The sequence below is a fragment of the Rhizobium sp. WYCCWR 11152 genome, from assembly GCF_013087615.1.
Taxonomy (GTDB): Bacteria; Pseudomonadota; Alphaproteobacteria; order Rhizobiales; family Rhizobiaceae; genus Rhizobium; species Rhizobium indicum.
This window is the reverse complement of sequence record NZ_JABFCP010000011.1, coordinates 618132-642085: the sequence shown is the minus strand read 5'-3', so window position 1 is coordinate 642085 and position 23954 is coordinate 618132. Positions and strand designations below refer to the sequence as shown.

At 60.9% G+C, this 23954-nt stretch carries 25 protein-coding genes, 1 tRNA gene and 1 pseudogene; 16 read left to right on the top strand and 11 right to left on the bottom strand.

Features of this window, described 5'->3' with window-relative positions; genetic code table 11:
* Positions 1-63 precede the first annotated feature (63 nt).
* The 6 genes from G9X67_RS24785 (at position 64) to pncB (ending at position 6830) form a co-directional block, all read left to right on the top strand.
* Positions 64-1152 carry a microcin C ABC transporter permease YejB gene (locus G9X67_RS24785; RefSeq protein ID WP_012759703.1) on the top strand — a complete coding sequence of 363 codons (1089 nt, stop codon included), beginning with the start codon at positions 64-66 and terminating at the stop codon, positions 1150-1152.
* Entirely contained in the window at positions 1152-2300 is a 1149-nt protein-coding gene (locus G9X67_RS24780) for an ABC transporter permease (RefSeq protein WP_171599916.1), read from the top strand. Before G9X67_RS24785 ends, G9X67_RS24780 begins: the two co-directional genes overlap by 1 nt.
* The gene (locus tag G9X67_RS24775; protein WP_171599915.1) at positions 2297-3934 is read left to right on the top strand and encodes an ABC transporter ATP-binding protein; all 1638 of its coding nucleotides are present in this window, start codon (positions 2297-2299) and stop codon (positions 3932-3934) included. The genes G9X67_RS24780 and G9X67_RS24775 overlap by 4 nt, the downstream gene beginning before the upstream one ends.
* An 8-nt stretch (positions 3935-3942) precedes the next feature.
* Entirely contained in the window at positions 3943-4902 is a 960-nt protein-coding gene (locus G9X67_RS24770; RefSeq protein WP_171599914.1) for a glyoxylate/hydroxypyruvate reductase A, read from the top strand.
* Between the two features lie 88 nt (positions 4903-4990).
* Positions 4991-5338, top strand: coding sequence for a hypothetical protein (locus tag G9X67_RS24765; RefSeq protein ID WP_171599913.1), 348 nt, complete (start codon positions 4991-4993; stop codon positions 5336-5338).
* Positions 5339-5525: 187 nt separating this feature from the next.
* Entirely contained in the window at positions 5526-6830 is a 1305-nt protein-coding gene (pncB, locus tag G9X67_RS24760) for a nicotinate phosphoribosyltransferase (RefSeq protein WP_012759708.1), read from the top strand.
* On the opposite strand, the gene G9X67_RS24755 is transcribed toward pncB, so the two are convergent.
* From G9X67_RS24755 to G9X67_RS24745, 3 genes are all read right to left on the bottom strand, one after another.
* Positions 6812-7051, bottom strand: a complete 240-nt coding sequence (locus G9X67_RS24755; protein WP_003544454.1) for a CrpP-related protein — start codon at positions 7049-7051, stop codon at positions 6812-6814. The two genes, pncB and G9X67_RS24755, sit on opposite strands and share 19 nt — an antisense overlap.
* A 413-nt stretch (positions 7052-7464) precedes the next feature.
* Entirely contained in the window at positions 7465-7674 is a 210-nt protein-coding gene (locus G9X67_RS24750) for a KTSC domain-containing protein (RefSeq protein WP_138332131.1), read from the bottom strand.
* Between the two features lie 245 nt (positions 7675-7919).
* Positions 7920-8540 carry an alpha/beta hydrolase gene (locus G9X67_RS24745; RefSeq protein WP_171599912.1) on the bottom strand — a complete coding sequence of 207 codons (621 nt, stop codon included), beginning with the start codon at positions 8538-8540 and terminating at the stop codon, positions 7920-7922.
* A 41-nt stretch (positions 8541-8581) separates the two neighbouring features.
* Between G9X67_RS24745 and G9X67_RS24740 the strand changes: the two genes are divergently transcribed.
* Entirely contained in the window at positions 8582-9058 is a 477-nt protein-coding gene (locus G9X67_RS24740) for an Lrp/AsnC family transcriptional regulator (protein WP_138388479.1), read from the top strand.
* 103 nt (positions 9059-9161) lie between these two features.
* Here the strand turns inward: G9X67_RS24740 and G9X67_RS24735 are convergent.
* Positions 9162-9251 (bottom strand) — tRNA-Ser (locus G9X67_RS24735).
* Positions 9252-9479: 228 nt separating this feature from the next.
* On the opposite strand from G9X67_RS24735, the gene G9X67_RS24730 reads away from it, so the two are divergent.
* The 9 genes from G9X67_RS24730 (at position 9480) to deoA (ending at position 18186) form a co-directional block, all read left to right on the top strand.
* On the top strand, positions 9480-9797 hold the full coding sequence (locus G9X67_RS24730) for a hypothetical protein (protein ID WP_003544459.1): 318 nt from the start codon (positions 9480-9482) through the stop codon (positions 9795-9797).
* Positions 9798-10113: 316 nt separating this feature from the next.
* Positions 10114-11106 (top strand): BMP family ABC transporter substrate-binding protein, encoded by a 993-nt coding sequence (locus tag G9X67_RS24725; protein WP_029873712.1) that lies wholly within the window; start codon positions 10114-10116, stop codon positions 11104-11106.
* Positions 11107-11194: 88 nt separating this feature from the next.
* The gene (locus tag G9X67_RS24720) at positions 11195-12706 is read left to right on the top strand and encodes an ATP-binding cassette domain-containing protein (RefSeq protein WP_171599911.1); all 1512 of its coding nucleotides are present in this window, start codon (positions 11195-11197) and stop codon (positions 12704-12706) included.
* Between the two features lie 7 nt (positions 12707-12713).
* Positions 12714-13817: an ABC transporter permease gene (locus G9X67_RS24715; RefSeq protein WP_138388477.1), complete on the top strand. Its 1104-nt coding sequence runs from the start codon at positions 12714-12716 to the stop codon at positions 13815-13817.
* Positions 13818-13827: 10 nt separating this feature from the next.
* Positions 13828-14799, top strand: coding sequence for an ABC transporter permease (locus G9X67_RS24710; RefSeq protein ID WP_138388476.1), 972 nt, complete (start codon positions 13828-13830; stop codon positions 14797-14799).
* A 1-nt stretch (position 14800) separates the two neighbouring features.
* The gene (locus tag G9X67_RS24705) at positions 14801-15190 is read left to right on the top strand and encodes a cytidine deaminase (protein WP_003544464.1); all 390 of its coding nucleotides are present in this window, start codon (positions 14801-14803) and stop codon (positions 15188-15190) included.
* A complete protein-coding gene (locus tag G9X67_RS24700) occupies positions 15187-15987 on the top strand; it encodes a purine-nucleoside phosphorylase (RefSeq protein ID WP_171599910.1) in 801 nt (266 codons plus the stop codon). Before G9X67_RS24705 ends, G9X67_RS24700 begins: the two co-directional genes overlap by 4 nt.
* Positions 15988-16100: 113 nt before the next feature.
* Positions 16101-16877 (top strand): deoxyribose-phosphate aldolase, encoded by a 777-nt coding sequence (gene deoC / locus G9X67_RS24695; protein ID WP_138332138.1) that lies wholly within the window; start codon positions 16101-16103, stop codon positions 16875-16877.
* Between the two features lies 1 nt (position 16878).
* Positions 16879-18186 carry a thymidine phosphorylase gene (deoA, locus tag G9X67_RS24690; RefSeq protein ID WP_138332139.1) on the top strand — a complete coding sequence of 436 codons (1308 nt, stop codon included), beginning with the start codon at positions 16879-16881 and terminating at the stop codon, positions 18184-18186.
* Positions 18187-18192: 6 nt separating this feature from the next.
* On the opposite strand, the pseudogene G9X67_RS24685 reads toward deoA, so the two are convergent.
* The 7 genes and pseudogenes from G9X67_RS24685 to G9X67_RS24655 all read right to left on the bottom strand — a co-directional run bounded on the left by G9X67_RS24685 (position 18193) and on the right by G9X67_RS24655 (position 23645).
* A pseudogene (locus tag G9X67_RS24685) lies at positions 18193-18762 on the bottom strand (TIGR02281 family clan AA aspartic protease).
* Positions 18763-18887: 125 nt separating this feature from the next.
* Positions 18888-19517, bottom strand: coding sequence for a uracil phosphoribosyltransferase (upp, locus tag G9X67_RS24680; RefSeq protein WP_003544477.1), 630 nt, complete (start codon positions 19515-19517; stop codon positions 18888-18890).
* A gap of 93 nt (positions 19518-19610) precedes the next feature.
* Complete coding sequence (locus G9X67_RS24675) at positions 19611-20579, bottom strand: adenosine deaminase (RefSeq protein WP_138332141.1); 969 nt, start codon at positions 20577-20579, stop codon at positions 19611-19613.
* Positions 20576-21796 carry a phosphopentomutase gene (locus G9X67_RS24670; protein ID WP_138332142.1) on the bottom strand — a complete coding sequence of 407 codons (1221 nt, stop codon included), beginning with the start codon at positions 21794-21796 and terminating at the stop codon, positions 20576-20578. Before G9X67_RS24670 ends, G9X67_RS24675 begins: the two co-directional genes overlap by 4 nt.
* A gap of 112 nt (positions 21797-21908) precedes the next feature.
* Complete coding sequence (locus tag G9X67_RS24665) at positions 21909-22490, bottom strand: TadE/TadG family type IV pilus assembly protein (RefSeq protein WP_138332143.1); 582 nt, start codon at positions 22488-22490, stop codon at positions 21909-21911.
* Positions 22490-23125: a TadE/TadG family type IV pilus assembly protein gene (locus G9X67_RS24660; RefSeq protein ID WP_171599909.1), complete on the bottom strand. Its 636-nt coding sequence runs from the start codon at positions 23123-23125 to the stop codon at positions 22490-22492. Before G9X67_RS24660 ends, G9X67_RS24665 begins: the two co-directional genes overlap by 1 nt.
* Positions 23126-23240: 115 nt before the next feature.
* A complete protein-coding gene (locus tag G9X67_RS24655) occupies positions 23241-23645 on the bottom strand; it encodes a pilus assembly protein N-terminal domain-containing protein (protein WP_138332145.1) in 405 nt (134 codons plus the stop codon).
* Positions 23646-23954: the final 309 nt, after the last annotated feature.

Here is a 23954-nt window from a genome sequence, read left to right as displayed (position 1 = left end):
ATTGAGCGGCATGAGACTGGACGGCAGGCAGACAGGAAAAGCATTCCCGGAGGCTGAAGGCTGATGGGCGCCTATATTCTTCGCCGCCTGCTTCTGATGATCCCGACTATCGTCGGCATCATGGCCATCTCTTTCATCGTCATTCAGTTCGCGCCCGGCGGTCCCGTCGAGCAGGTGATCGCCCAATTGACCGGTCAGGCCGACAGTGCCGACCAGCGTCTATCCGGCGGTGGCGATCTCCTCAGCGGCGGCGGCAGCGACGAAGGATCGAAATATCGCGGTGCTCAGGGGCTCGATCCGGAACTGATCGCCAAGCTCGAAAAGCAGTTTGGTTTCGACAAGCCGCCGCTGACCCGTTTTGGCGAAATGATGTGGAATTACATCCGCTTCGATTTCGGCGAGAGCTTCTTCCGCAACACCTCCGTGCTCGAACTCGTCAAAGAAAAGCTGCCGGTATCGATCTCGCTCGGCATCTGGATCCTGATCTTCTCCTATGCCATTTCCATCCCGCTCGGCATCCGCAAGGCGGTCAAGGACGGATCGACCTTCGATGTCTGGACATCGGGCGTCATCGTCGTCGGTTATGCCGTACCGAGCTTCCTGTTCGGCATTCTCCTGATCGTGCTTTTCGCCGGTGGCTCCTTCTACGACTGGTTTCCGCTGCGCGGCCTGGTCTCCGACAATTTCGATCAGCTGGCCTGGTGGCAGAAGCCGCTCGATTATTTCTGGCACCTTACCTTGCCGCTGATCTCGCTTTCCCTGTCCGCCTTCGCGACGACGACGCTTTTGACCAAGAATTCCTTCATCGAGGAGATCAAGAAGCAATATGTCGTCACCGCCCGCGCCAAGGGCCTGAACCAGCGGCAGGTGCTCTATGGCCATGTCTTCCGCAACGCCATGCTGATCATCATTGCCGGTTTTCCCGGCGCCTTCATTTCCGCTTTCTTCACCGGCTCGCTGCTGATCGAGAACATCTTCTCACTCGATGGCCTCGGTCGCCTCGGCTATCTCTCGGTCATCAACCGGGATTACCCGATCGTCTTCGCCACGCTCTACATCTTCTCGCTGCTCGGCCTCGTCGTCAGTCTGGTTTCCGACCTGATCTACACCTGGATCGATCCGCGCATCGATTTCGAGCGGAGGGATGTCTGATGGACGCCGCCGCAAATCCCGCTGTCGCAACACCCGTCAAGCCGCCGCGCAAAGGCCTGCTCTCGCCGACCAACATTCGCCGCTGGCAGAATTTCCGCGCGAACGGCCGCGGTTACTGGGCGCTGTGGCTGTTCATGGTCTTGTTTATCCTCAGCCTGTTTGCCGAGTTCCTCGCCAACGACCGGCCGATCATCGCTTCCTACAAGGGCGAGATCCTGTTCCCTGTCCTCGTCGATTATCCCGAGGAGAAGTTCGGCGGCTTCCTGGCCGAAACCGACTACCGTTCCTCGGTCATAACGGACGAAATCAATGCCAATGGCTGGATGATCTGGCCGCCGATCCGCTATTCCTACCGCTCGGTCAATTCCAACATTCCGCATTCGGCCCCCACCGCCCCCTTCTGGCTGATGACGAAGGAGGAGCGCTGCGCCGGCTACCCGCAAGGGGTGAACGATCCGGATTGCACCCTCGGCAATCTCAACTGGCTCGGCACTGACGATCAGGCGCGCGACGTGCTGGCGCGCGTCATCTACGGCTTTCGCATATCGGTGCTCTTCGGCCTGGTGCTGACCATCTGCTCTGCAATCATCGGTGTGACGGCGGGTGCGGTGCAGGGTTATTTCGGCGGTTGGACCGATCTGCTGCTGCAGCGCTTCATCGAGATCTGGTCGTCGATGCCGGTGCTCTACATCCTGCTGATCATCGCCGCACTCCTGCCGCCCGGCTTCTTCGTGCTGCTCGGCATCATGCTGCTGTTTTCCTGGGTCGGATTCGTCGGCATCGTGCGCGCCGAATTCCTGCGCGCCCGCAATTTCGAATATGTCCGCGCCGCCCGCGCGCTCGGCGTCAACAATCGCACCATCATGTGGCGCCACCTGCTGCCGAACGCCATGGTCGCGACGCTGACCTTCCTGCCCTTCATCCTCTCCGGTTCGATCACGACGCTGACCTCGCTCGATTTCCTCGGCTTCGGCATGCCGCCAGGCTCCCCCTCGCTCGGCGAGATGATCGCGCAGGGCAAGACCAATCTGCAGGCGCCATGGCTCGGGCTGACGGCCTTCTTTGCCATGTCGATCATGCTTTCCCTGCTGATCTTCATCGGCGAAGCCGTGCGCGATGCCTTCGATCCGAGGAAGACGTTTCAATGAGTGACATGCCAGAACCGCTGCTTTCCGTCCGCGATCTCTCGGTTGCCTTTCATCAGGGCGGCGAGACCTCGCTTGCCGTCGATCACATCTCCTTCGATATCGCCAAAGGCGAGGTCGTGGCGCTCGTCGGCGAATCCGGCTCCGGCAAATCGGTTTCGGCCAACTCGATCCTGCGGCTTTTGCCTTATCCCTCGGCAAGCCATCCCTCCGGCGAAATCCTCTTCAAGGGCAAGGACCTCCTGAAGGCGTCGGAGCGGGAACTGCGTGAAGTGCGCGGCAATGACATCACCATGATCTTCCAGGAGCCGATGACCTCGCTCAATCCGCTTCATACGATCGAGAAGCAGATCGCCGAGATCCTCGCCCTCCACCAAGGCCTCACCGGCCAGCCGGCGCGTGAGCGCGTCCTGGAATTGCTGAACCAGGTCGGCATCCGCGAACCGGAAAAGCGGTTGAAGGCCTATCCGCACGAGCTGTCAGGCGGCCAGCGACAGCGCGTCATGATCGCCATGGCGCTCGCCAACCGGCCGGAGCTGCTGATTGCCGACGAGCCGACCACCGCCCTCGATGTCACCGTGCAGGCGCAGATCCTCGAATTGCTCCGGCAGTTGAAGGCCGTCCACGGCATGTCGCTGCTGTTCATCACCCATGATCTCGGCATCGTCCGCAAATTCGCCGATCGCGTCTGCGTCATGACCAAGGGCAAGATCGTCGAAACCGGCACCGTCGAGGACGTCTTTTCCAATCCGAAGCACGACTATACCCGGCACCTTCTTGCCTCCGAACCGCGCGGCGAGCCGCCGCTGGCCGATCCGTCGAAACCATTGGTGATGGAAGGTTCGGATATCCGCGTCTGGTTCCCGATCAAATCAGGGCTGATGCGCCGCGTCGTCGATCACGTCAAGGCAGTCGACGGCATCGATCTTTCGCTGCGCGCCGGCCAGACCCTCGGCGTCGTCGGCGAGTCGGGCTCGGGCAAGACCACGCTCGGCCTGGCGCTCACCCGGCTGATCTCCTCGCAAGGGCGAATTGCCTTTGTCGGCAAGGATATAGCCGGCTATTCATTTAGCGAGATGCGGCCACTGCGCAACCAGCTGCAGGTCGTCTTCCAGGATCCCTATGGATCGCTGAGCCCGCGCATGTCGGTCGGCGATATCGTCGCCGAAGGCCTTAAAGTGCACGAGCGCTCGCTGACATCAGAAGAACGCGACCAGCGCGTCTGCTGGGCCCTGGAGGAGGTCGGTCTCGATCCCCTGACCCGCTGGCGTTATCCGCACGAATTCTCCGGCGGCCAGCGCCAGCGTATCGCCATCGCCCGGGCCATGGTGCTGAAACCGCGCTTCGTCATGCTCGACGAGCCGACCTCCGCGCTCGACATGAGCGTGCAGGCGCAGGTGGTCGATCTCCTGCGCGATCTGCAGAAGAAGCACGATCTCGCCTATCTCTTCATCAGCCACGACCTGAAGGTGGTGAAGGCGCTCGCCAACGACGTCATCGTCATGCGGTTCGGCAAGGTGGTGGAGCAGGGCCCGTCAGCCGAAGTCTTCCGCGCGCCGAAGGACGAATACACCCGGGCACTGATGGCCGCCGCTTTCAACATCGAGGCGGTGCCGACACCCGCCGTACAGCAGTAAAGAAGATCATGTCCGCCCGTCCTCCCATTCTCGTCGACATCAAGTTCAATCCCGAAGGCATCGCTCGCGTGCTGAAGGCCGCCTTTGCCGACCGCGGCAGCATCAATCTCGCCGATCCGGGCAATCGGGCACGCGATCTCCAAGCGGTCGAATACGCGCTTCTCTGGAAACCGGATGCCGATCTCTTCAAACGGGCGCCGAACCTGAAAGTGATCTTCTCCGGCGGCGCCGGCGTCGACCACATCATCGGCATGGCCGATCTGCCCGAGATCCCGATCGTCCGCTTCGTCGACCGCAGCCTGACGACCCGCATGAGCGAATGGGTGGTCATGCAATGCCTGATGCATCTGCGCGGCCAATACGCCCATGACAGCCACCAGCGGCAACGTGAATGGGCCAAGCTGATCGCGCCGGAGGCGGCAGAGGTGACGGTCGGCGTCATGGGTCTTGGCATTCTCGGGCAGGATGCGGTCACCAAGCTGAGAGTGATGGGGTTCAACGTCATCGGCTGGTCACGCAGCCGCAAGCAGATCGATGGCGTCGAAACCTTCGATGCCAGCGAGTTGGATAGTTTCCTCGCAAGGACCGACATCCTCGTCGGCCTGCTGCCGCTGACGCCTGACACATCAGGCTTCTATGACGCCCGGCTGTTTGCGAAGCTGCGCCGCAACGGCGCGCTCGGGCAGCCGGTCCTCATCAATGCCGGCCGCGGCAAGAGCCAGGTCGAGGCCGATATCGTCTCCGCCATTCGTGACGGCACTCTCGGCGGGGCTTCCCTCGATGTCTTCGAGGCGGAGCCGCTTGCATCAGACCACCCGCTGTGGGAATTGCGGAACGTCTTCCTCACGCCGCACGACGCGGCCGTCTCCGAAGAAAACGCGCTGTTCCGTCATGTCGAGACGCAGATCGGCCGTTTCGAGCGCGGCGAGCCGCTGCAATTCGTGGTCGACCGCGCCGCCGGCTATTGAGCTTTCGGAACCTTCCAGACTGCCACCCGTTTCCTCCGCGGAAATTCTTCGCGGCCGGATCGGCCGGTTAAGACAGCGGAAGGAGACGATGATGGCCCATCAGACCGAAACACGCTGGGAAAAGTCGGATGGCAAGCTTCACAAGGAAGAGCTGATCCCGCCCGTGAAGGCAAGGCAGGGACGCACGGGTTATCGCATCCTGACGGTGCTGATCGTCGCGCTGGTGCTTGCCTTCGTGGTTTGGATACCGGTCGAGATCTGGGGAAATCGCGAGGCAAATGAGGTGGCACCGCAGCAGCCAGGCCAGCAGCTTCAGTCGCAGCAGCCTGCTCTGGCCCCCGCGCCGGCGCTACAGAACGGCACTGCCGTTCCAACCGAAACGCCGAACACCACGCCGGCTGCTCCGAATGTGGCGCCCGCAACGCCAGCCCAGTAAACGTGAGCGAAATCATGTTCACGTCCCGCCGCGCCACTGCTGCGGGACGTTTATTGTTTTGTCTGGACTTTGTCTGCTGATTTTTCGATAAGAAGGCGCACGAGCCGGATTTGTGCGCCGGCTGGGAACTTGGCAGTACCCGGGAATTTGGCAGCACCTGACCGGAGTGGACAGGGGCGGGAGTTTGATGGCCAGGACCGATATCGCAAGACGCGTCTACAATCACGCCTGGAAACTCGATCCGATCATCCGCAGTCTGATCGATACCGACTTCTACAAGCTTTTGATGCTGCAGATGATCTGGAAGCTCTATCCTGACGTGAACGCGTCCTTCACCCTGATTAACCGCACCAAACGGGTGCGTCTCGCCGATGAGCTCGACGAAGGCGAATTGCGCGAGCAGCTCGATCATGCCCGCACGCTGAGACTCTCCAAGAAGGAGATGATCTGGCTTGCGGGTAACAGCTTCTACGGCCGCGCCCAGATCTTCGAGCCGGAATTCCTTGCCTGGCTTTCCAATTTCCAGCTGCCCGAATACGAGCTGTCGAAGAAGGACGGGCAATATGTGCTGGATTTCCACGGATCGTGGAAAGAAACCACCATGTGGGAGATCCCGGCGCTTGCCATCGTCAACGAGCTGCGGTCGCGCTCGGCGATGAAGGCGCTCGGTCCCTTCACCCTCGATGTACTCTATGCCCGGGCCAAGGCGAAGATGTGGTCGAAGGTCGAACGGCTGAAGGAATTGCCGGGCCTACGTATCTCCGATTTCGGCACCCGCCGCCGCCACAGTTTCCTCTGGCAGCGCTGGTGCGTCGAGGCGCTGAAGGAAGGCATCGGCCCGGCCTTTGCCGGTACCAGCAACGTATTGCTGGCGATGGATTCCGATCTCGAGGCCGTCGGCACCAATGCTCACGAGCTGCCGATGGTGGCCGCCGCCCTTGCCGAAACCGACGAGCAACTGCGCAACGCGCCCTACAAGATCCTGCGCGACTGGAACAAGCTCTATGGCGGCAACCTGCTGATCGTCCTGCCGGATGCCTTCGGCACCGCCGCCTTCCTGCGCGACGCACCGGAATGGGTCGCCGACTGGACCGGCTTCCGCCCGGACAGTGCCCCGCCAATCGAAGGCGGCGAGAAGATTATCGACTGGTGGAAGAAGATGGGCCGCGATCCGCGCCAGAAGCTGCTGATCTTCTCCGATGGTCTCGATGTCGACGCCATCATCGATACCTACCGGCATTTCGAAGGCCGCGTGCGCATGAGCTTCGGCTGGGGCACGAACCTGACGAACGATTTTTCCGGCTGCGCGCCGATCGAGATCTCCGGCCTCAACCCGATCTCCGTCGTCTGCAAGGTCAGCGACGCCAACGGTCGTCCGGCGGTGAAGCTCTCCGACAACCCGCAGAAGGCGACCGGCGACCCGGCCGAGGTCGAACGCTACCTGAAATTCTTCGGCGCCGAGGACAGGATCGATCAGACCGTTCTGGTGTAGGTCTGGGCCAATGTGCCGCTGTCCCGGGGCATATTGATGTGCCCCGCCATCGCATCCTCGATCGACCAACCGAAGCGCCAGGCGTCGAACATCGAGTACCACTCCTGGAAGTCGGCGATCGGCAGGATATCCGGCTTCGACATCGGATTGTCGGCCAGACTGCGGCCACGCGCACGGTCCCGTGCGCCACGCTCCTGCATCTCAAGCAGATTCTCGAACATCGTTACCCCCGTCTTTATCCCGATTTATGCAATCATTCTAATAAAGCATTGTCGAGTCCGGATGCGATAATTTGGGTTTTTCACAGGATTAGCCCCTATTCGCTAGCCTAGGGGATGATTGGTCGTAACGGCCCGGGGTCATCTCAATCAGGCAGCAGGGGCGTAGCGGCGTCCGAAAGCCGCTCATGTGTTTCGCCACTAAGCTCAACGAGCACCCGTGACGGGGAGGCTCGACTTCCTGGCTGGGGTCCGCCGCCGAGCCTCCCGGCTGGCCGACCTTGAACAGGCCGGCAGCGCCGACACGTTGGCGCTTTCCGGCAGGGGCGATCCAACCCAGATGATATCGAGGGCTAACAGCCGGTTAATATCCACCGGCCTCGTCCCGATTTCGCACAAGCTATCCTTCGGGTTTTTCAGGCTGCCAATCTGCGAAACCGGGTTCTGATCCGGTCGAGATAATAATGGCCGGGAGACGGCGCCACCGTCATCGCGTGCACTTCCGAGGAGGGAACGCCTGCAAATAGACGTTCCTCGCCATTCTTGAAACAAATCCGTAGCCGTCCGTCGTCCTGGCTGAAATAGACGGATTTGATGATCTTCGACTTTACCGAAAGTTCTTGCACCTGTTTTACCTCTGTTTTTTAATTTTGCAGACGGTAAACCCAAACGTGCAAAGACGCGGTGAAGCCGCATGGTAAAAATTCAGGAATCTTTGGGCGCTTTAAATCTCGCCGCGCGGTCGGAAAAGACAGGCTCGATGAGCCTTGAACGCACGCTTGCGAGCGGAGCATTTCGTTGCTCCGTCTCGACGCATCCAGCACAGGCAAAGGCCCGTTTGAGCCATTTGATCGTGAACTCGAAAACAAGATTAAGTCCAATCAGATTTTGCCAATCCGGCGGAAAACGCCGTCAGCAAGGCCTTTCCCTGGCCCCAGTCTTCAAGGCCGCTTTGCCCGTTGATATGGCCGAAAGGACCGATAGCGACAAGGCCGCTGCCCCACAGATCTGCTCGCGCATGGGCATGGTCGAGCGTGCCGAAAGGATCATCGGTGCTTGCGATGATCAGAGTGGGGAAGCGCATCTTTTGCGACGGCGGATCGGCGAATCCGGCCGCCTCCTCAGGGAATGACGCGGACTGCGGATCCGGGACCGCGACTAGAAACGCTCCGGCAACGGCAAGCGAAGAAACCTGCTGCCAATGAGCGACCAGCAGACAGGCAAGGCTGTGGGCGACCAGCAGGGGAGGGGTTGCCGATGCGCCGACGGCGCGCTCCAGGGCTGAAATCCAGTCCGCCAGATCGGGCTTTTCCCAATTGGCCGGTTGGAAACGCCGCATGTCCGGGCTCGACCTTTCCCAGCGTGTTTGCCAATGAGCCTCGCCCGAACCGCCAATCCCCGGCAATATGATGATGTCCTCCATGTCTTTTCCTCTGATCATCCGCGCAGATGAAAATGATGCATTTTCATTTGCTTCGGAATGAATGATCATCGGAAAACCGCGTCTCTTTCCGATGATTTCAAGGTGATCCCATGGCTTTTCAGGAAAACAATCGGGTACTGCTCGATCCAACCGATATCGCCATTATCGAAGCGATGCAGGAAAATGGACGCATTGCAATTTCCGAACTCGGTCGGCGGGTCGGGCTCTCTCAGCCGGCAGCATCGGAACGGGTCAAGCGGCTGGAAGACCGCGGCATCATTGTCGGTTACGCCGCCCGCATCGACCCCACCGCTTTGGGAATTGGAATGACGGCTGTGCTTCGCTTGCGCACGACGCATGAGCATATCAAATCCTGTCTAAAACAGTTCGCGGAGATGCCGCAGGTCATGGAAGTATTCCGCCTCACTGGAGAGGACTGTTTTCTTTTGAAGGTGCTGCTTCCGTCGCCGGGAGAGCTGGAAACGATCGTGGACACGATCGCGCGTTTCGGGGCCGTGACGACATCTCTGGTGTTGCGCAGCGAGAACCCGAAGCCGATTGGACGCGCCCTGCTTCAGCGAGTTTGAGAATATGCGGACGACCAGCTTGTTCTATCGAAGCGTGCCGCCAAAAACGCTTCCGCGTCCCGCTCTCGATACGGTTTGAATCAATATTGAAAAACGAGGGATATGGCGGACAGGGTGGGATTCGAACCCACGGTACGCTTTCACGTACACACGCGTTCCAGGCGTGCGCCTTAAACCACTCGGCCACCTGTCCTTTTTTGGCGTTCGCGCCCGGATAGGAGCAAATCGTCGGAACGGCGCGATATATACCGATGAATTTTTGCCGATCAACCGAAATCTAACAGTTTTTTGACTTCTTGCGATAAAACTCGCCTCGGCCACTCCATTGTGCTTCACCTCATCGATGACTATGTAATTCTCTAAGGTGGAGAATGGCGCGGCCGGCCGGAATTGTCCGGCATATCGAGCGTCGGAGGAATTGATGCGTTTCCTGTTGCGTCTGGCGAGTCTTGTCGCGCTTGCGGCGGCCGTTATTGCCGGGACCATCGATTCGATCCAATCGGTTGCGGCGTCCTCCGTGGTGATGACGCCGATCTCCGATGCCTGGCAGGATGTCAGCCCGACAACGCTGACGTCGCTGCAATCCTCCCTTTCCTATTATATCCACCCGCGTTTCTACACTCTCATCTTCCAGTGGCTGATGCTCCAGCCGGCCTTTGCCGTTTTCCTGGTGATCGCGCTGCTTCTGTGGATGATCGGCTACAAGAAGCCGCCGGTAGCCGGTCGCTTTACTGCATAGCAAGGTGGTTTTGCCGGCGCGATCCGGCGAGAAATCCCTGTGGCGTCGCCCGCTCTTCGACCTCGGTATTTACCGCCGGACTGGCTAGAAAATCCGCATTCTGAGGGAGAGAATGTCCAAAAATCAGTCCCGAAGAGCTGATTTTTGGCAATCGCTGCAAATCTTTACCGCCTGAAAAATTTCTGGTGAATTTTTCCGTGAGCCATGCAAGGATGCACGCAGCCAGGCCTCCGGGGGGAGGTCGGTGGTTCCGCAGACATGCCCGGAAAGGGCTTGCGGGAGGACCCCTAACGAATAGCAACAACAGGGCTGCACAATGAAAAAATCCCTTCTCACTCTCTTTGCCGTGGCTGCCATGTCGACGACGGCGCTTGCCGCCGATGTCAAGCCGGCGCTGGTTTACGGCACCGGCGGGAAGTTCGATAAGTCCTTCAACGAGGCGGCCTATAACGGTGCCGAGAAGTTCAAGGCCGAGACCGGCATTGCCTATCGCGACTTCGAGCCGACGGGCGACACTCAGGGCGAACAGGCCATCCGCAACTTTGCAAGCCGCGGTTTCAATCCAGTGGTTGCCGTTTCCTTCGCCTGGACCTCGGCCATCGAGAAGGTTGCAGCCGAATTCCCGGATACCAAATTCATCATCGTTGACTCCGTCGTCGACAAGCCGAACGTCCGCTCGGTTGTCTATAAGGAAGAAGAAGGCTCCTACCTCGTCGGCGTTCTCGCCGGCATGGCCTCCAAGACCGGCAAGGTCGGCTTCGTCGGTGGCATGGACATTCCGCTGATCCGCAAGTTCGAATGCGGCTACGAGCAGGGCGCCCGCTCCGTCAAGGCCGATATCGAAGTGTTCCAGAATATGACCGGCACCACGGGCGCTGCCTGGAACGACCCGGTCCGCGGCGGCGAGCTGGCCAAGAACCAGATCGACCAAGGCGCTGACGTCGTTTATGCGGCAGCCGGTGCCACCGGTCTCGGCGTTCTGCAGACGGCCGCCGACAACAAGAAGCTGTCGATCGGCGTCGACTCCAACCAGAACCATCTGCATCCGGGCTCGGTCCTGACCTCGATGGTCAAGCGCGTCGACCTCGCTGTCTACAATGCCTACAACGACACCAAGAACGACAAGTTCACCGCTGGCGTCCAGGCGCTCGGCGTCAAGGAAGACGGTGTTGGCGCCGCGATCGACGACAACAACAAGTCGCTGATCACACCGGAAATGCAGGCTGCCGTCGACAAGGCCAAGGCCGACATCATCGCGGGAACCGTCAAGGTTCACGATTACACCTCGGACAACGCTTGCCCGAAGTGATCCGCGCCCGAATGTGATCGACGATTGAGATCGGGCGTATGGCGGAGGGGATTTTCGCCATACGCCCTTTTCTTATTTGGAGTCTGCAGTGACAGATAAGCCCGCTATCGAGCTTGTCGGCATCGACAAGAAATTCGGTGCCGTCCATGCCAACAAGGACATCAACCTCACCGTTGCCAAGGGGACGATCCACGGCATCATCGGCGAAAACGGCGCCGGCAAATCGACCCTGATGTCGATCATTTATGGTTTCTACCATGCCGATAGCGGCGAGATCCGGGTCAACGGCAATCCCGTCACCATCCGCGACAGCCAGGCGGCGATCGCCACCGGGATCGGCATGGTGCACCAGCACTTCATGCTGGTCGATAATTTCACGGTGCTCGAGAACATCATGCTTGGCGCCGAAGGCGGCATGCTGCTGGCGAGGGGCGTCGCATCGGCCCGTGCCGAGCTCAAGCGGCTGGAAATGGAATATGGCCTGGAGGTCGATCCGGACGCGCTGATCGAGGAGCTGCCGGTCGGCCTGCAGCAGCGTGTCGAGATCCTGAAAGCCATGTATCGCGGCGCCGAGATCCTGATCCTCGACGAGCCCACCGGCGTGTTGACGCCGGCAGAGGCCGATCATCTCTTCCGTATCCTCAAGGTACTGCGCGACCAGGGCAAGACGATCATCCTCATCACCCACAAGCTGCGCGAGATCATGGCGATCACCGATTCGGTCTCGGTCATGCGCCGCGGCGAGATGGTCGCGACCCGCAAGACGGCGGAAACAACGGTGGAGGAGCTCGCCGAGCTGATGGTCGGCCGCCGCGTGCTGCTGCGTGTGCAGAAGGGCGAGGCGAACCCGCAAGCCGCCGTGCTGTCCGTCCGCAACCTCACGGTCAAGGACAATCGTGGCGTCACCATGGTCGACAATGTCTCCTTCGACGTGCGCGCTGGTGAGATCGTCGGCATCGCCGGTGTCGCCGGTAATGGCCAGTCCGAATTGCTGGAGGCGATTGCCGGCATCCGAAAACCGACCTCCGGTGAAATTCTTCTCGACGGCCAGACGATCGACAAGGCCGATCCCGCCCGCCTGCGTGATCTCGGCCTCGCTCATATTCCAGAGGACCGCCACCATATGGGTTTGGTGTTGAAATTCGAGGAATATGAAAATTCCGTGCTCGGCTATCATCGCCGCCCGGCCTACAGCAAAGGCCCGCTGCTCGATCTCGAAGCGATCCGCAAGGATGCGATGGAGAAGATCGAGAAATACGACATCCGTCCGCCGAACCCGCGGCTGAAGACGGCGAATTTCTCCGGCGGCAATCAGCAGAAGATCGTCGTTGCCCGTGAGATCGAACGCGATCCGAAGATGCTGATCATCGGCCAGCCGACACGCGGCGTCGATATCGGCGCCATTGAATTCATCCACCGACGGATCATCGAAATGCGCGACGCGGGCAAGGCGATCCTGCTCGTCTCCGTCGAACTCGATGAAATCCGCTCCCTTTCGGACCGTATCCTTGTCATGTTTGCCGGCCATGTCGTCGGCGAGAAGACGCCCGATGCCGGTGAACAGACCCTCGGCCTGATGATGGCCGGCATTGCCGCGTGAGGCCTTTATGAGCACTGCTTCCGTTCCGCTACCAAACTGGATCAACTACGGCCTCATCCCGCTTTTGAACCTCACCGTCGCCTTCCTGATCTCCGGCTTCGTCGTCTGGCTGATCGGCGAGAGCCCGCTCGATGCGCTGTCGCTGCTCATCCAGGGCGCGCTCGGCAACGGCGAAGGCATCGGCTTTACGCTCTATTACGCGACGAGCTTCATCTTCACCGGCCTTTCCGTCGCGGTGGCGATCCATGCGGGCCTTTTCAACATCGGTTCCGAAGGCCAGGCCTATCTCGGTGGCCTCGGCTGCGCGCTGGTGGCGCTGGCGCTCGATCGCTACGTGCCGTGGTATGTGACGATGCCGATCGCCGTCGTCGGCGCCGGGTTGTTCGGCGCGGCCTGGGCCTTCATCCCGGCCTTCCTGCAGGCAAAACGCGGCAGCCACATCGTCATCACGACGATCATGTTCAATTATATCGGCGCAGCACTGATGGTGTATCTCCTGGTGCATGTGCTGATCGTGCCCGGCAAAATGGCGCCGGAAACCCGCACCTTCCTCGAAGGCGGCCAATTGCCGAAGCTCGGCTGGGTGATGCAGCTGTTCGGCGCCAAGCTGGGGGCTGCCCCGTTCAACGTCTCCTTCATCATTGCGCTCGTCGTCAGCTACCTCGTCTGGCTGCTCGTCTGGCGCACCAAGCTCGGCTTCGAGATGCGCACCTTGGGCGTCAGCCCCACGGCGGCCACCTATGCCGGCATCCCCTATGCCCGCACAGTGATCATCGCCATGCTGCTCTCCGGCGCGCTCGCCGGCATGATGGCGCTGAACCCCGTCATGGGCTCGTCGGCCCGTCTGCAGGTCGAATTCGTCGGTGGTGCCGGCTTCGTCGGCATCGCCGTCTCGCTGATGGGCCGCAACCATCCGCTCGGCATCATCATGGCGGCGATCCTCTTCGGTATTCTCTACCAAGGCGGCGACTGGGTTTCCTTCGAAATGCCGAATATCACCCGCGAGATGATCCTGGTCATCCAGGGTCTGGTGATCCTCTTTGCCGGCGCGCTGGAATACATGTTCCGGCCGGCGATGGTCCGCCTCTATCAACAGTTAAAGCGAGCCTGAGGAGCGGACGATGGATTATTATGACATCTTCATCAGCGTTCTAGCCTCCACGATTCGCCTGTCGATACCGCTGATTTTCACCGCCCTTGCCGGTCTGTTTTCGGAACGCGCCGGCATCTTCGATATCGGCCTCGAGGGTAAGATGCTAGGCTCGGCCTTTGCCGCCGCCTGCGTTGCCTATCTCACCGATTCGGCCTGGCTCGGGCTCGGTGCCGGCATCCTCTGCTCGGTGGCGCTGAGCCTGGTGCACGGCTTTGCCTCGATCACCAACCGCGGCAACCAGATTGTGTCAGGTGTGGCGATCAACTTCTTCATTGCCGGCATCACCATCGTGCTCGGTCAGGCCTGGTTCGGCCAGGGCGGGCGCACGCCGCAGTTGGCGCCGGATTCGCGTTTTGCGCCGATCATCCTGCCGGGCGCCGACGCCGCCCGCGACATACCGATCATCGGCCCACTTTATGCCAATGTCATATCCGGCAACAATATCCTCACCTACCTGGCCTTTCTTGCCGTGCCGTTTTCCTGGTGGGTGCTTTACCGCACACGCTTCGGCCTGCGGCTGCGCGCCGTCGGCGAAAACCCGGGCGCGGTCGATACGGCCGGTATCTCGGTCGCCTGGCTGCGTTACCGCGCCGTCATGTGTGCCGGCATTCTCTGCGGCTTTGCCGGCACCTATCTGGCAATCGCCCAGTCCGCCGCCTTCATCAAGGACATGTCGGCCGGCAAGGGCTACATCGCGCTCGCCGCTCTCGTCTTTGCCAAGTGGAAGCCGGTGCCCGTCATGTTTGCCTGCCTGCTCTTCGGCTTCCTCGATGCGCTGGCAAATTTCATGCAGGGAAAGCAGGTGCCGCTGATTGGCGAAGTGCCGGTTCAGGTCTTCCAGGCGCTGCCCTACGTCCTGACCTGCGTCCTGCTTGCCGGCTTCATCGGCGTCGCGACCCCGCCGAAAGCCGGTGGCGTGCCCTATACCAAGGAGCGTTGATATGTCTCACGATCTGTTCGAAGCCGCCCGCGGCGCCATGGCCTTTGCCCATGCGCCCTATTCGAAATTCCCGGTCGGTGCGGCGATCCGCGCCGAGGACGGTAAGGTCTATACCGGAGCCAACATCGAAAACCTCTCCTTTCCGCAAGGATGGTGTGCCGAGCCGACGGCGATCGGCGCCATGATCATGGGCGGCGCAAAGAAGATCGTCGAAATGGCGGTCATTGCCGAGAAGCTGCCGCTCTGCCCGCCCTGCGGCGGCTGCCGCCAGAAGATCTCCGAATTCGCCTCCAAGGAGACGAAGATCTATCTTTGCGATGAGGCAGGCGTGAAGAAGACCATGACGATGGAAGAGCTTCTCCCCTTCAGCTTCGAGACCGAACTCGGATGAAGGCGACAGTCAACCTGCTCGCCGCACTGCTCGGCGGCATCAAGCCGCGCCACGGCATCGTGCTCGGCTCCGGTCTCGGCTCTCTCGTCGGTGAGCTGGACGGCGCCGTGCGTGTTCCCTATCGCGACCTGCCGGGCTTTCCCGTCAGTGCCGTCTCCGGCCATGCAGGCGAAGTTGTCGCCGGCCGCCTCGGCGGCGTGCCTGTCGTCATGCTCTCCGGCCGCGTGCATTATTACGAGAAGGGCGATGCCAACGCCATGCGCCTGCCGATCGAGGTGCTGAAGGCGCTCGGCGTCGAGGCGCTGATCCTGACCAATTCGGCCGGATCGCTGCGCGACGACCTGCCGCCCGGTTCGGTGATGCAGATCACCGATCACATCAACTATTCCGGCATGAACCCGCTGATCGGCGAGGAAAGCGATCACCGTTTCGTCGGCATGACCAATGCCTATGATGCCGAGCTTGCCGCAGCGATGCAGAGGGCAGCGGTAAAGCTTGAAATCGAGCTGGCGCAGGGGGTCTATATGTGGTTCTCCGGTCCAAGCTTCGAAACGCCAGCGGAAATCCGCATGGCGCGCATCCTTGGCGCCGATGCCGTCGGCATGTCGACGGTGCCCGAGGTCATCATCGCAAGAATGCTGGGCCTGAGGGTTGCAGCCGCCTCCGTTATCACCAACTATGGGGCAGGCATGACCGGCAATGAGCTCAGCCATGAAGAAACCAAGGACATGGCGCCCATCGGCGGCGCCCGTCTCGCCGCCATATTGAAAGACATGATTGCGGCTGGAACAGGATGATTTTAGGCCGGGTCGGCCTAAAATCTGAATCCTGTTCTACATTCTATAGTTAGAGCATGATGTCGTCCGAAACCGCGCACACTTTCCGGCATCATGCTCTAGAGGAAGCGAAGATGAATAGCCATTCCAACCGGGAGACGGCGGCTGTCGCCCTTTCTCTTCTCGATCTCACCAATTTGAAGGATGATTGCACCGAGGCGCAGATCGAAGCGCTCTGCGCCCGGGCGCAGACGCCCTATGGCACCAGCGCTGCGATCTGCATCTGGCCGCGGTTCGTCGCTCAGGCCCGCAATATCCTTGGCACCGGGCATGCCTTGCGTATCGCGACCGTCGTCAACCTCCCTTCCGGCGATATGGAAGTGGCCGATGTCGCTGCCGAAGCACGCGAGGCGATTGCCGATGGCGCCGATGAGATCGATCTGGTCATCCCCTACCGCAAGCTGCTCGCCGGCAACGAGAAGGCGGTGACCGACATGGTCAAGGCCGTGCGCGCAGAATGCGCCGGCCCCGTGCTTCTGAAGGTCATCATCGAGACTGGCGAGCTGAAGGATGCCGCATTGATCCGCCATGCCTCCGAACTCGCCATCGAAGCCGGCGCCGATTTCATCAAGACCTCGACCGGCAAGGTCGCCGTCAATGCGACGCTCGAAGCCGCCGACATCATGATCCGCGCGATCCGCGAGAGCGGCCGCAAGGTCGGCTTCAAGCCGGCCGGCGGCATCGGCTCGGTGGCCGATGCCGCACTCTATCTGAGCCTTGCCGAAACCATCATGACACCGGACTGGGCGATGCCGTCGACGTTCCGCTTCGGCGCTTCCGACCTGCTCGACGATATCCTGGCGGTTCTGAGCGGAACACAGTCGGCACCGGCTGCGGCGTCGAGCTACTGAAATGATTCCGCAGGAGATCATCCGACGTAAGCGCGATGGTGACGAACTCGACGCCGCCGAGATCAGCTCCTTCATCGCTGCGTTGGCTGCCGGCCAACTGTCGGAAGGCCAGATCGGCGCATTCGCCATGGCCGTCTGGTTCAAGGGCATGTCGCGGGCCGAAATCGTGGCCTTAACGCTGGCGATGGCCGATTCCGGCGACAGGCTGCAGTGGACCGATATCGACCGCCCGATCGCTGACAAACATTCGACCGGCGGCGTCGGCGACAATGTTTCGCTGATGCTGGCGCCGATCGCCGCCGCTTGCGGCCTCGCCGTTCCGATGATCTCCGGGCGTGGTCTCGGCCATACCGGCGGCACGCTGGATAAGCTCGAATCCATTCCCGGCTATATGATCACCCCGGACGCGGACCTGTTCCACAAGGTCGTGAAGGAGGCGGGATGCGCCATCATCGGCCAGACCGGCACCTTGGCGCCCGCCGACGGCAGGCTCTATGCTGTGCGCGATGTGACCGCCACCGTCGATTCCATTCCCCTCATCACCGCCTCTATCCTCTCGAAGAAACTTGCGGCCGGGCTAGAGACGCTGGTGCTCGACGTCAAGGTCGGCAACGGCGCTTTCATGGCTGACCGCGGCCAGGCCGAGATCCTGGCGCAGTCGCTGGTCGAGGTGGCCAATGGCGCCGGCGTGAAGACCTCGGCCCTGATCACCGACATGAACCAGCCGCTCGCCGATAGTGCCGGTAATGCCGTCGAGATGCGCAACTGCCTGGATTTTCTGGCAGGCAGGAAAAGGGACACGCGGCTTGATATCGTCGTTTTCGCCTTCGCCGCCGAGATGCTGGTGAAATCCGGTATCGCCGCTTCGCCTGATGAAGCTGAGGGAATGGCGCGGCGGGCTTTGTCGTCGGGAAAGGCGGCTGAAGTCTTCGCGCGTATGGTATCGATGCTCGGCGGCCCGGCCGATCTCATCGAAAATCCCGACCGATATCTGGCTAGGGCGCCTGTGGAAAAGCCTGTCCCGGCCGCCCGGTCCGGCTGGCTTTCTGCTTGTGATGCGCGCGGTGTCGGCGTCAGCGTCATCGATCTCGGCGGCGGAAGACGCCATCCGGCGGACCGGATCGACCATCGCGTCGGCTTTTCCGAACTCCTGCCGCTTGGCACCCGCGTAAACGCGGGCGAACTAATCGCGCTGGTTCACGCCGCCGACGACGCAGCGGCAGAGAGAGCAGTTGCGGCACTTGCCGCGCACTACCGCATCACCGAGGAGAAGCCGGAGCTGACACCGGTGATTGCGGGCCTGATCTGACGCGGTTTACTGCTTGAGGCTGAGCGAGCCGTCGGCGACGGAATAGGAGGCGAGCTTCTGCAGGAAGCTCATGCCGACCAGCGTCGTCGTCAGCGCATTGTCCTTCAGGACGAAGGCTTCGACCTCACGCACGCGAATACCGCCGATCTCGACGCGGTCGAGCGTCACATGTGCGGCCTTCGTCTAGCCGTTCGCCGTGTTCACCCCATAGCGGAAATCGAGCTGGTTGGCGGTAAAGCCCAGCCGGCGGGCGAGCGTCTCGTTGAGCGCTACATAGGTGGCGCCGGTATCGATCAGGCCCTGCACTGGCTTGCCGTTGATCTTGAAGCTGCCGGTATAGTGGCCCTGCGCATCGGCCTGCAGCCGGATCGCATTGCTGCCGTAGATTGGCTCCGGTGCGACCGGCTGCTCGGTTTCGGTCGATACGTAATTGGCGGAGAGAGTTTCAGCGGGCTGCTGGCTGGTGCCTCCGAAGAAGGAAGGCACCTGTGTGGCGAGCACCGCGGCGATGCTGGCGAATAGGACGGTACGCACGAGCATGAAACAGAAATCCTTCCTGTATAAACCCGGCTTCATGCAGGGCCTCATGCTCCAAGCTTGCTAAACCTCAAGTGCTGACAAGTTGCTAATATCGACAACAAAAGGCCCGGGATGAACCTCCGGGCCGTAAAGTCTTTCGATTTGGTAAAGGAAGGCTGAAATTACTTCGTGCCGTACATGCGGTCGCCGGCATCGCCGAGGCCGGGCATGATGTAGCCCTTCTCGTTGAGATGACTGTCGATCGATGCGGTGAAGACCGGAACATCGGGATGCGCGGCGCGAAAGTTGCGGATGCCTTCCGGGGCGGCAAGCAGGCAGAGGAAGCGGATATTGTGGGCGCCGCGTTCCTTGAGCTTGTCGATCGCCGCGATCGAGGAATTGCCGGTCGCAAGCATCGGGTCGACGACGATGATCAGCCGCTCGGCCACGTCTTCCGGCGCCTTGAAATAATATTCGACCGGCTGCAGCGTCTCGTGGTCGCGGTAGACGCCGATATGCGAGACGCGGGCGGACGGCACGAGATCGAGCATGCCTTCGAGCAGCCCGTTGCCGGCGCGCAGGATCGAGGCGAAGACCAGCTTCTTGCCCTCGAGGATCGGCGATTCCATGGTCTGCAGCGGCGTCTCGATCGTTTCCATCGTCAGTTCGAGATCGCGGGTCACCTCGTAGCAGAGCAGCGTCGAGATTTCGCGCAGCAAGCGCCGGAAACTTCCCGTCGATGTCTCCTTGCGCCGCATGATGGTGAGCTTGTGCTGCACAAGCGGATGATCGATGACCGTGACGCCGTCCATGGGGAAGCCTTTCATTCTTTCTATCGAATGTTTCTTTCACGGAAATTGGCCCGACCGCAAGAGTGGCGGTCAATCTTCCCCAGCCTCTCGCCCTCAAATTCGGGCGAGCAGGGCCTTGCGTGTCTCATCGTCGACGAAGGCGGCCTCGATCGCCGTGCGCGTCATGGCATCGATCTCGGCGTCGCTGAAGCCGAAGGTCCCGGCCGCAAGTTCGTATTCCCGCTTGAGCGAAGTATGAAAGAAAGGCGGATCGTCCGAACTGATCGTTACCCGCACGCCTGCGTCCTTCAGCCGGCGCAGCGGATGGGACGCGAAATCGGGAAAGACCCCGAGCGCAATATTGGAGCCCGGGCAGATCTCGAGCACGGTGCCGAGATCGGCAAGCCGCGTCACCAGATCGAGATCCTCGATGGCGCGCACCCCGTGGCCGATGCGCGAGGGGCGCACCGCATCAAGCGCGTCGGCGACGCTGAAGGCGCCGCAGACCTCGCCGGCATGGATGGTGAGCCCGAGGCCGGCATCGCGGGCGATATCGAAGGCGCGGGCATAGTCGGCCACACGGCCCATGCGCTCTTCGCCGGCAAGGTTGAAGCCGGTAATCAGAGGGTTAGCGGCCCTTGCCGCATATTCGGCAGCACCAATCACGCTCTCCGGACCGAAATGCCGCTCGCCGGTGACGATCAGCCGGGCCTCGATGCCGCTCTTTTCCTTGGCCCGCCGGATGCCTTCGCAGATACCGGATATATAGGCATCGGCACCCAGCCGGATGCGCTTGCCGTGGTCGGGCGAAACGATGAGCTCGCTGTAGATCGTATCGATGCCGGCCAGTTCGTCGAGATAGGTTTCGGTCAGAAGCGCATAGTCCTCCTCGGTTTTGTAGACCTCGGAAACCTTGTCGTAACATTCGAGGAAGCTTGCGAAATCATGCCAGACATAGGCGCCGTCGCGAAGCTCAGCGCTGATGTCGACGCCATATTTCCGTGCCTGCGCCGCGGTCAGAGCTGGCGGTGCCGCACCCTCCAGATGGCAGTGCAGTTCGACCTTCTTCAAATGCGATGTCACAGAAAACTCCTTCCGTGCGGTCCGGCCGGGATGCCGAGATGCCGGGCGATGCTCTCGCCGATATCGGCATAGCTGCGGCGCACGCCGATCGAACGCGACCGGATGCCGGGGCCATAGGCGATGACAGGCACGCGCTCGCGTGTATGGTCCGTGCCGCGCCAGGTCGGATCGCAGCCATGATCGGCGGTGAGCACGACGAGATCGCCGGGCTTCAGTTTCTTGTGGACTTCGGGCAAGCGCGCATCGAAGGCTTCGAGTGCTGCGGCATAACCGGGCACGTCGCGGCGATGGCCATAGATCATGTCGAAATCGACGAAATTGGTGAAGACCAGGTCGCCGTCCTCAGCCTCATCGATCGCCGAGAGCGACGCATCCATCAGCGCCTCGTTGCCGTTCGCCTTGATGACCCTGGAAATGCCCTGATGCGCGAAGATGTCGCCAATCTTTCCCACAGCATGCACATGCCGGCCGTGCTCGATCAGCCGATCGAGCAGCGTCGGCTCCGGCGGCAGCACGGAGAAGTCACGCCGGTTTCCGGTGCGCTGGAAAGTAGAGGCGGACTGGCCAATAAAGGGCCGGGCGATGACGCGGCCGATATTGTAGGGATCGAGCAGCCCCCGGGCCAAACGGCAGAAGGCGAGCAGACGATCGAGGCCGAAATGCCCCTCATGCGCGGCGACCTGGAAGACCGAATCCGAAGAGGTGTAGCAGATCGGCTTGCCGGTGCGGATATGGTCCTCGCCGAGCCGGGCGATGATCTCCGTTCCCGAGGCATGGCAGTTGCCGAGAATGCCGGGCACGTCAGCCTCCCTGCATAGCGCCTCGATGAATTCCTGAGGAAAGGCGTCGCCCTCTATCGGGAAGTAACCCCAATCGAAACTGACAGGTGTTCCCGCGATCTCCCAATGGCCCGACGGCGTATCCTTGCCGCGGGAAATTTCGGTGGCGGCGCCATAAATGCCGTAGACCTTCTCCGGGACGGGCATACCGGCCGGAAACCGGCCGGAGGCGGACCGCGCGATCTGCATCAGCCCGAGTTCCGACATTTTGGGCAGGGAAAGCGGCCCTTCACGCAACCCGGCGCGGTCTGCGGCTCCGGCTGCGCAGAACTCGGCGATATGGCCGAGCGTATCGGCGCCCTCGTCGCCATAAGCCGCCGCATCCGGCGCTCCGCCAACGCCGAAAGAATCCAGAACAAAAAGAAAGGCACGCGCCATTTTACACCCGAGAGAGCCGATCGCCGGCCTCTGGAATGTCGGAGGCGGCTGAGATCCAGCCATATAATGCTGCGGCCGGCTTGGCAAATTCGAGAAGAGTAGGAGGCGGCCGTCAGCAGTCGCCGCAGGGGATCGAGTCGCCTTGCCGCTGGCGGTAGAAATAACTGCGGCTGATGGTGATCGTGCGCATGCCGTCAGGCATGAAGTTCGGGGCGAACAGGAACATCGTATAGGGGATGCTGAGCTCGGTACGGACCAGGAAACTGTTCGCCGTCTTCATATCCGCTGGCACGTTGCTCACCGTGGTGTTCTTGGCATAGGGCACCGTACCGTCCTTCGCCCAGGACCAGAGCACCTTCGCATTGGCACCGGCATCGATGGTGATCCCGGTGATCTTCAGCGTCAGCGACGTGGAGTTGTAGGGCACGAAGATCGCCGTTGCGACCGACGGCATCTGCGCGAGCGCGCTCTTCGTGACGGATTGCTGCTGCGTGACGAGGTCGGCCACCGTTCCTGCGGCGCGTGTCACGCGCTTGCTGACGCTGAGGCCGACCGTGATCTCGAAAGCGCCGATATAGAGCATGACGAGCACGGGAAAGAGGATCGCGAATTCGATCGCGCCGGCGCCCTTGCGGTCGCGGGCCAGCCGCCGCACCGTCAGGACCAATCTGGTGAACGGGTTGCGCAACGCCATTATGGATACTGCTCGTTTTGGAAGGCCGCGGTCCCGACGATCAGATATTGCCTCGGCATCGAAGCGTCGGAGGGACGTATCGTGGTGATGTAAGGCCGGACCAGATCCGCGGTGATTTCCCAGCGATAGTAAGCGCGCAGCATGTTGATCGTGCCGGCGCCGCCTGGCGCATATTTGAAGGCCGCCGTATTGATGTCGGCATATTTATCGGTGGAGAGCTTAGGGATCGTCGTTGGAATGGCCGAGAAGGTGCCGAACGTCTGCACATCCAGATAGAGCTTGCTCGGCGTGGCGACTTCGGTCGCCGAGCAGCGGATCAAGATCGAAACCTCATCGCAGAAAGCCTGGCGGAATTGCGCCTGGTTCATATCGGTCGTGCGGCCGAGATTATAGGTAATCTGCCCGGTTCGCATCCGGCGGCTCATCGTATCGACGGCATTGGAGACGAGTTCCTCGGCGGCGAAGGCGACGAAAGTTTCGAGGATTGCGAAAATCACCAGGAAATAGGGAATGGCGAGCAGCGCGAATTCGATCGCCGCAGCACCCTCGCGTGAGCGGGCGAGAGCGCGAAACCGTAAGAAACGGAACGGCGCAAAAGCGCGCCCCTTATCCGTCTTCTGATCAATTACCGTCATTGCCTGGATCCGAGCGACATTTTCCAGTCGTCAGACTAAGGTCCGTTCGTTGATTTTCCGTTTCAACCTGACACGACGATTTTAACGAATGGTCGAGGAAGTTGAAAAGAGAGCTTCAGGGTGAGCCGGCGGTCGCTTGCTGCGCATGCTGCTCGCAGTTCGGCGTGCAGGATAGCACGGAGCGCTGGGTCTGCCGGTAGACGCGCACCGTATTGCCCTCGTCGATCGACACCAGGATGCGTTCGTCGAGGATCGCGTTGCCGTCGGCATCGAGGAGGACCAGATTGGTGGTGCCGAAGCTGCGTCCCGTGAGCACGATGGTCTTGGCGTCGGCGACCGTCGCATCGGCGACTGCGGCATTGCCGACAATCACCTTGCTGACGGGGCGGTCGAGCTTCAAGACGCGCGCGTGATCCATATAGACGCGCAGCATGTCATCGTCTGCGGCCGCGGCCACTCCCGAAATACCGAAAACGGCGATCATGCCGGCAAAGAAAATGGTTTTGCCGCTCGATGACATTGGGTCCTCTTTCACGATCACAGCGCAATATCCGCATAGAATGGAAAAAAATGGTGAACGAAGCCTTAAGCTCACCACTCTGTTCCGGGATGAAGCGTAATGATCCGATTTGGTACGGCTCTAGGACGGCGCACCCCCCGGTTGGAAGCAGAATATGTGCTATTTCCGGATGAATGCAGCGGTTATTCCAGGAATATCGTTAAATATTGAGCGAAGCGCGTAAGAAGATACTGACTCTATAGGGGCATGTTGTCTCGTTCACATGTCGTTAACTCTTTTCCTTAAGCCGATGGAAACGGCCATTCGCTA

What these genes read in the sequence shown, in the direction of transcription:
- G9X67_RS24725 (WP_029873712.1), top strand. Translation starts at nt 10,114, where the DNA reads ATGAAAAAATCCCTTCTCACTCTCTTTGCCGTGGCTGCCATGTCGACG.
- G9X67_RS24765 (WP_171599913.1), top strand. Translation starts at nt 4,991, where the DNA reads ATGATGGCCCATCAGACCGAAACACGCTGGGAAAAGTCGGATGGCAAG.
- G9X67_RS24665 (WP_138332143.1), bottom strand. Translation starts at nt 22,490, where the DNA reads ATGGCGTTGCGCAACCCGTTCACCAGATTGGTCCTGACGGTGCGGCGG.
- G9X67_RS24660 (WP_171599909.1), bottom strand. Translation starts at nt 23,125, where the DNA reads ATGACGGTAATTGATCAGAAGACGGATAAGGGGCGCGCTTTTGCGCCG.
- upp (WP_003544477.1), bottom strand. Translation starts at nt 19,517, where the DNA reads ATGGACGGCGTCACGGTCATCGATCATCCGCTTGTGCAGCACAAGCTC.
- G9X67_RS24780 (WP_171599916.1), top strand. Translation starts at nt 1,152, where the DNA reads ATGGACGCCGCCGCAAATCCCGCTGTCGCAACACCCGTCAAGCCGCCG.
- G9X67_RS24655 (WP_138332145.1), bottom strand. Translation starts at nt 23,645, where the DNA reads ATGTCATCGAGCGGCAAAACCATTTTCTTTGCCGGCATGATCGCCGTT.
- deoC (WP_138332138.1), top strand. Translation starts at nt 16,101, where the DNA reads ATGAATAGCCATTCCAACCGGGAGACGGCGGCTGTCGCCCTTTCTCTT.
- G9X67_RS24755 (WP_003544454.1), bottom strand. Translation starts at nt 7,051, where the DNA reads ATGTTCGAGAATCTGCTTGAGATGCAGGAGCGTGGCGCACGGGACCGT.
- deoA (WP_138332139.1), top strand. Translation starts at nt 16,879, where the DNA reads ATGATTCCGCAGGAGATCATCCGACGTAAGCGCGATGGTGACGAACTC.
- G9X67_RS24670 (WP_138332142.1), bottom strand. Translation starts at nt 21,796, where the DNA reads ATGGCGCGTGCCTTTCTTTTTGTTCTGGATTCTTTCGGCGTTGGCGGA.
- G9X67_RS24715 (WP_138388477.1), top strand. Translation starts at nt 12,714, where the DNA reads ATGAGCACTGCTTCCGTTCCGCTACCAAACTGGATCAACTACGGCCTC.
- G9X67_RS24700 (WP_171599910.1), top strand. Translation starts at nt 15,187, where the DNA reads ATGAAGGCGACAGTCAACCTGCTCGCCGCACTGCTCGGCGGCATCAAG.
- G9X67_RS24770 (WP_171599914.1), top strand. Translation starts at nt 3,943, where the DNA reads ATGTCCGCCCGTCCTCCCATTCTCGTCGACATCAAGTTCAATCCCGAA.
- pncB (WP_012759708.1), top strand. Translation starts at nt 5,526, where the DNA reads ATGGCCAGGACCGATATCGCAAGACGCGTCTACAATCACGCCTGGAAA.
- G9X67_RS24730 (WP_003544459.1), top strand. Translation starts at nt 9,480, where the DNA reads ATGCGTTTCCTGTTGCGTCTGGCGAGTCTTGTCGCGCTTGCGGCGGCC.
- G9X67_RS24705 (WP_003544464.1), top strand. Translation starts at nt 14,801, where the DNA reads ATGTCTCACGATCTGTTCGAAGCCGCCCGCGGCGCCATGGCCTTTGCC.
- G9X67_RS24775 (WP_171599915.1), top strand. Translation starts at nt 2,297, where the DNA reads ATGAGTGACATGCCAGAACCGCTGCTTTCCGTCCGCGATCTCTCGGTT.
- G9X67_RS24745 (WP_171599912.1), bottom strand. Translation starts at nt 8,540, where the DNA reads ATGATCATTCATTCCGAAGCAAATGAAAATGCATCATTTTCATCTGCG.
- G9X67_RS24740 (WP_138388479.1), top strand. Translation starts at nt 8,582, where the DNA reads ATGGCTTTTCAGGAAAACAATCGGGTACTGCTCGATCCAACCGATATC.
- G9X67_RS24785 (WP_012759703.1), top strand. Translation starts at nt 64, where the DNA reads ATGGGCGCCTATATTCTTCGCCGCCTGCTTCTGATGATCCCGACTATC.
- G9X67_RS24710 (WP_138388476.1), top strand. Translation starts at nt 13,828, where the DNA reads ATGGATTATTATGACATCTTCATCAGCGTTCTAGCCTCCACGATTCGC.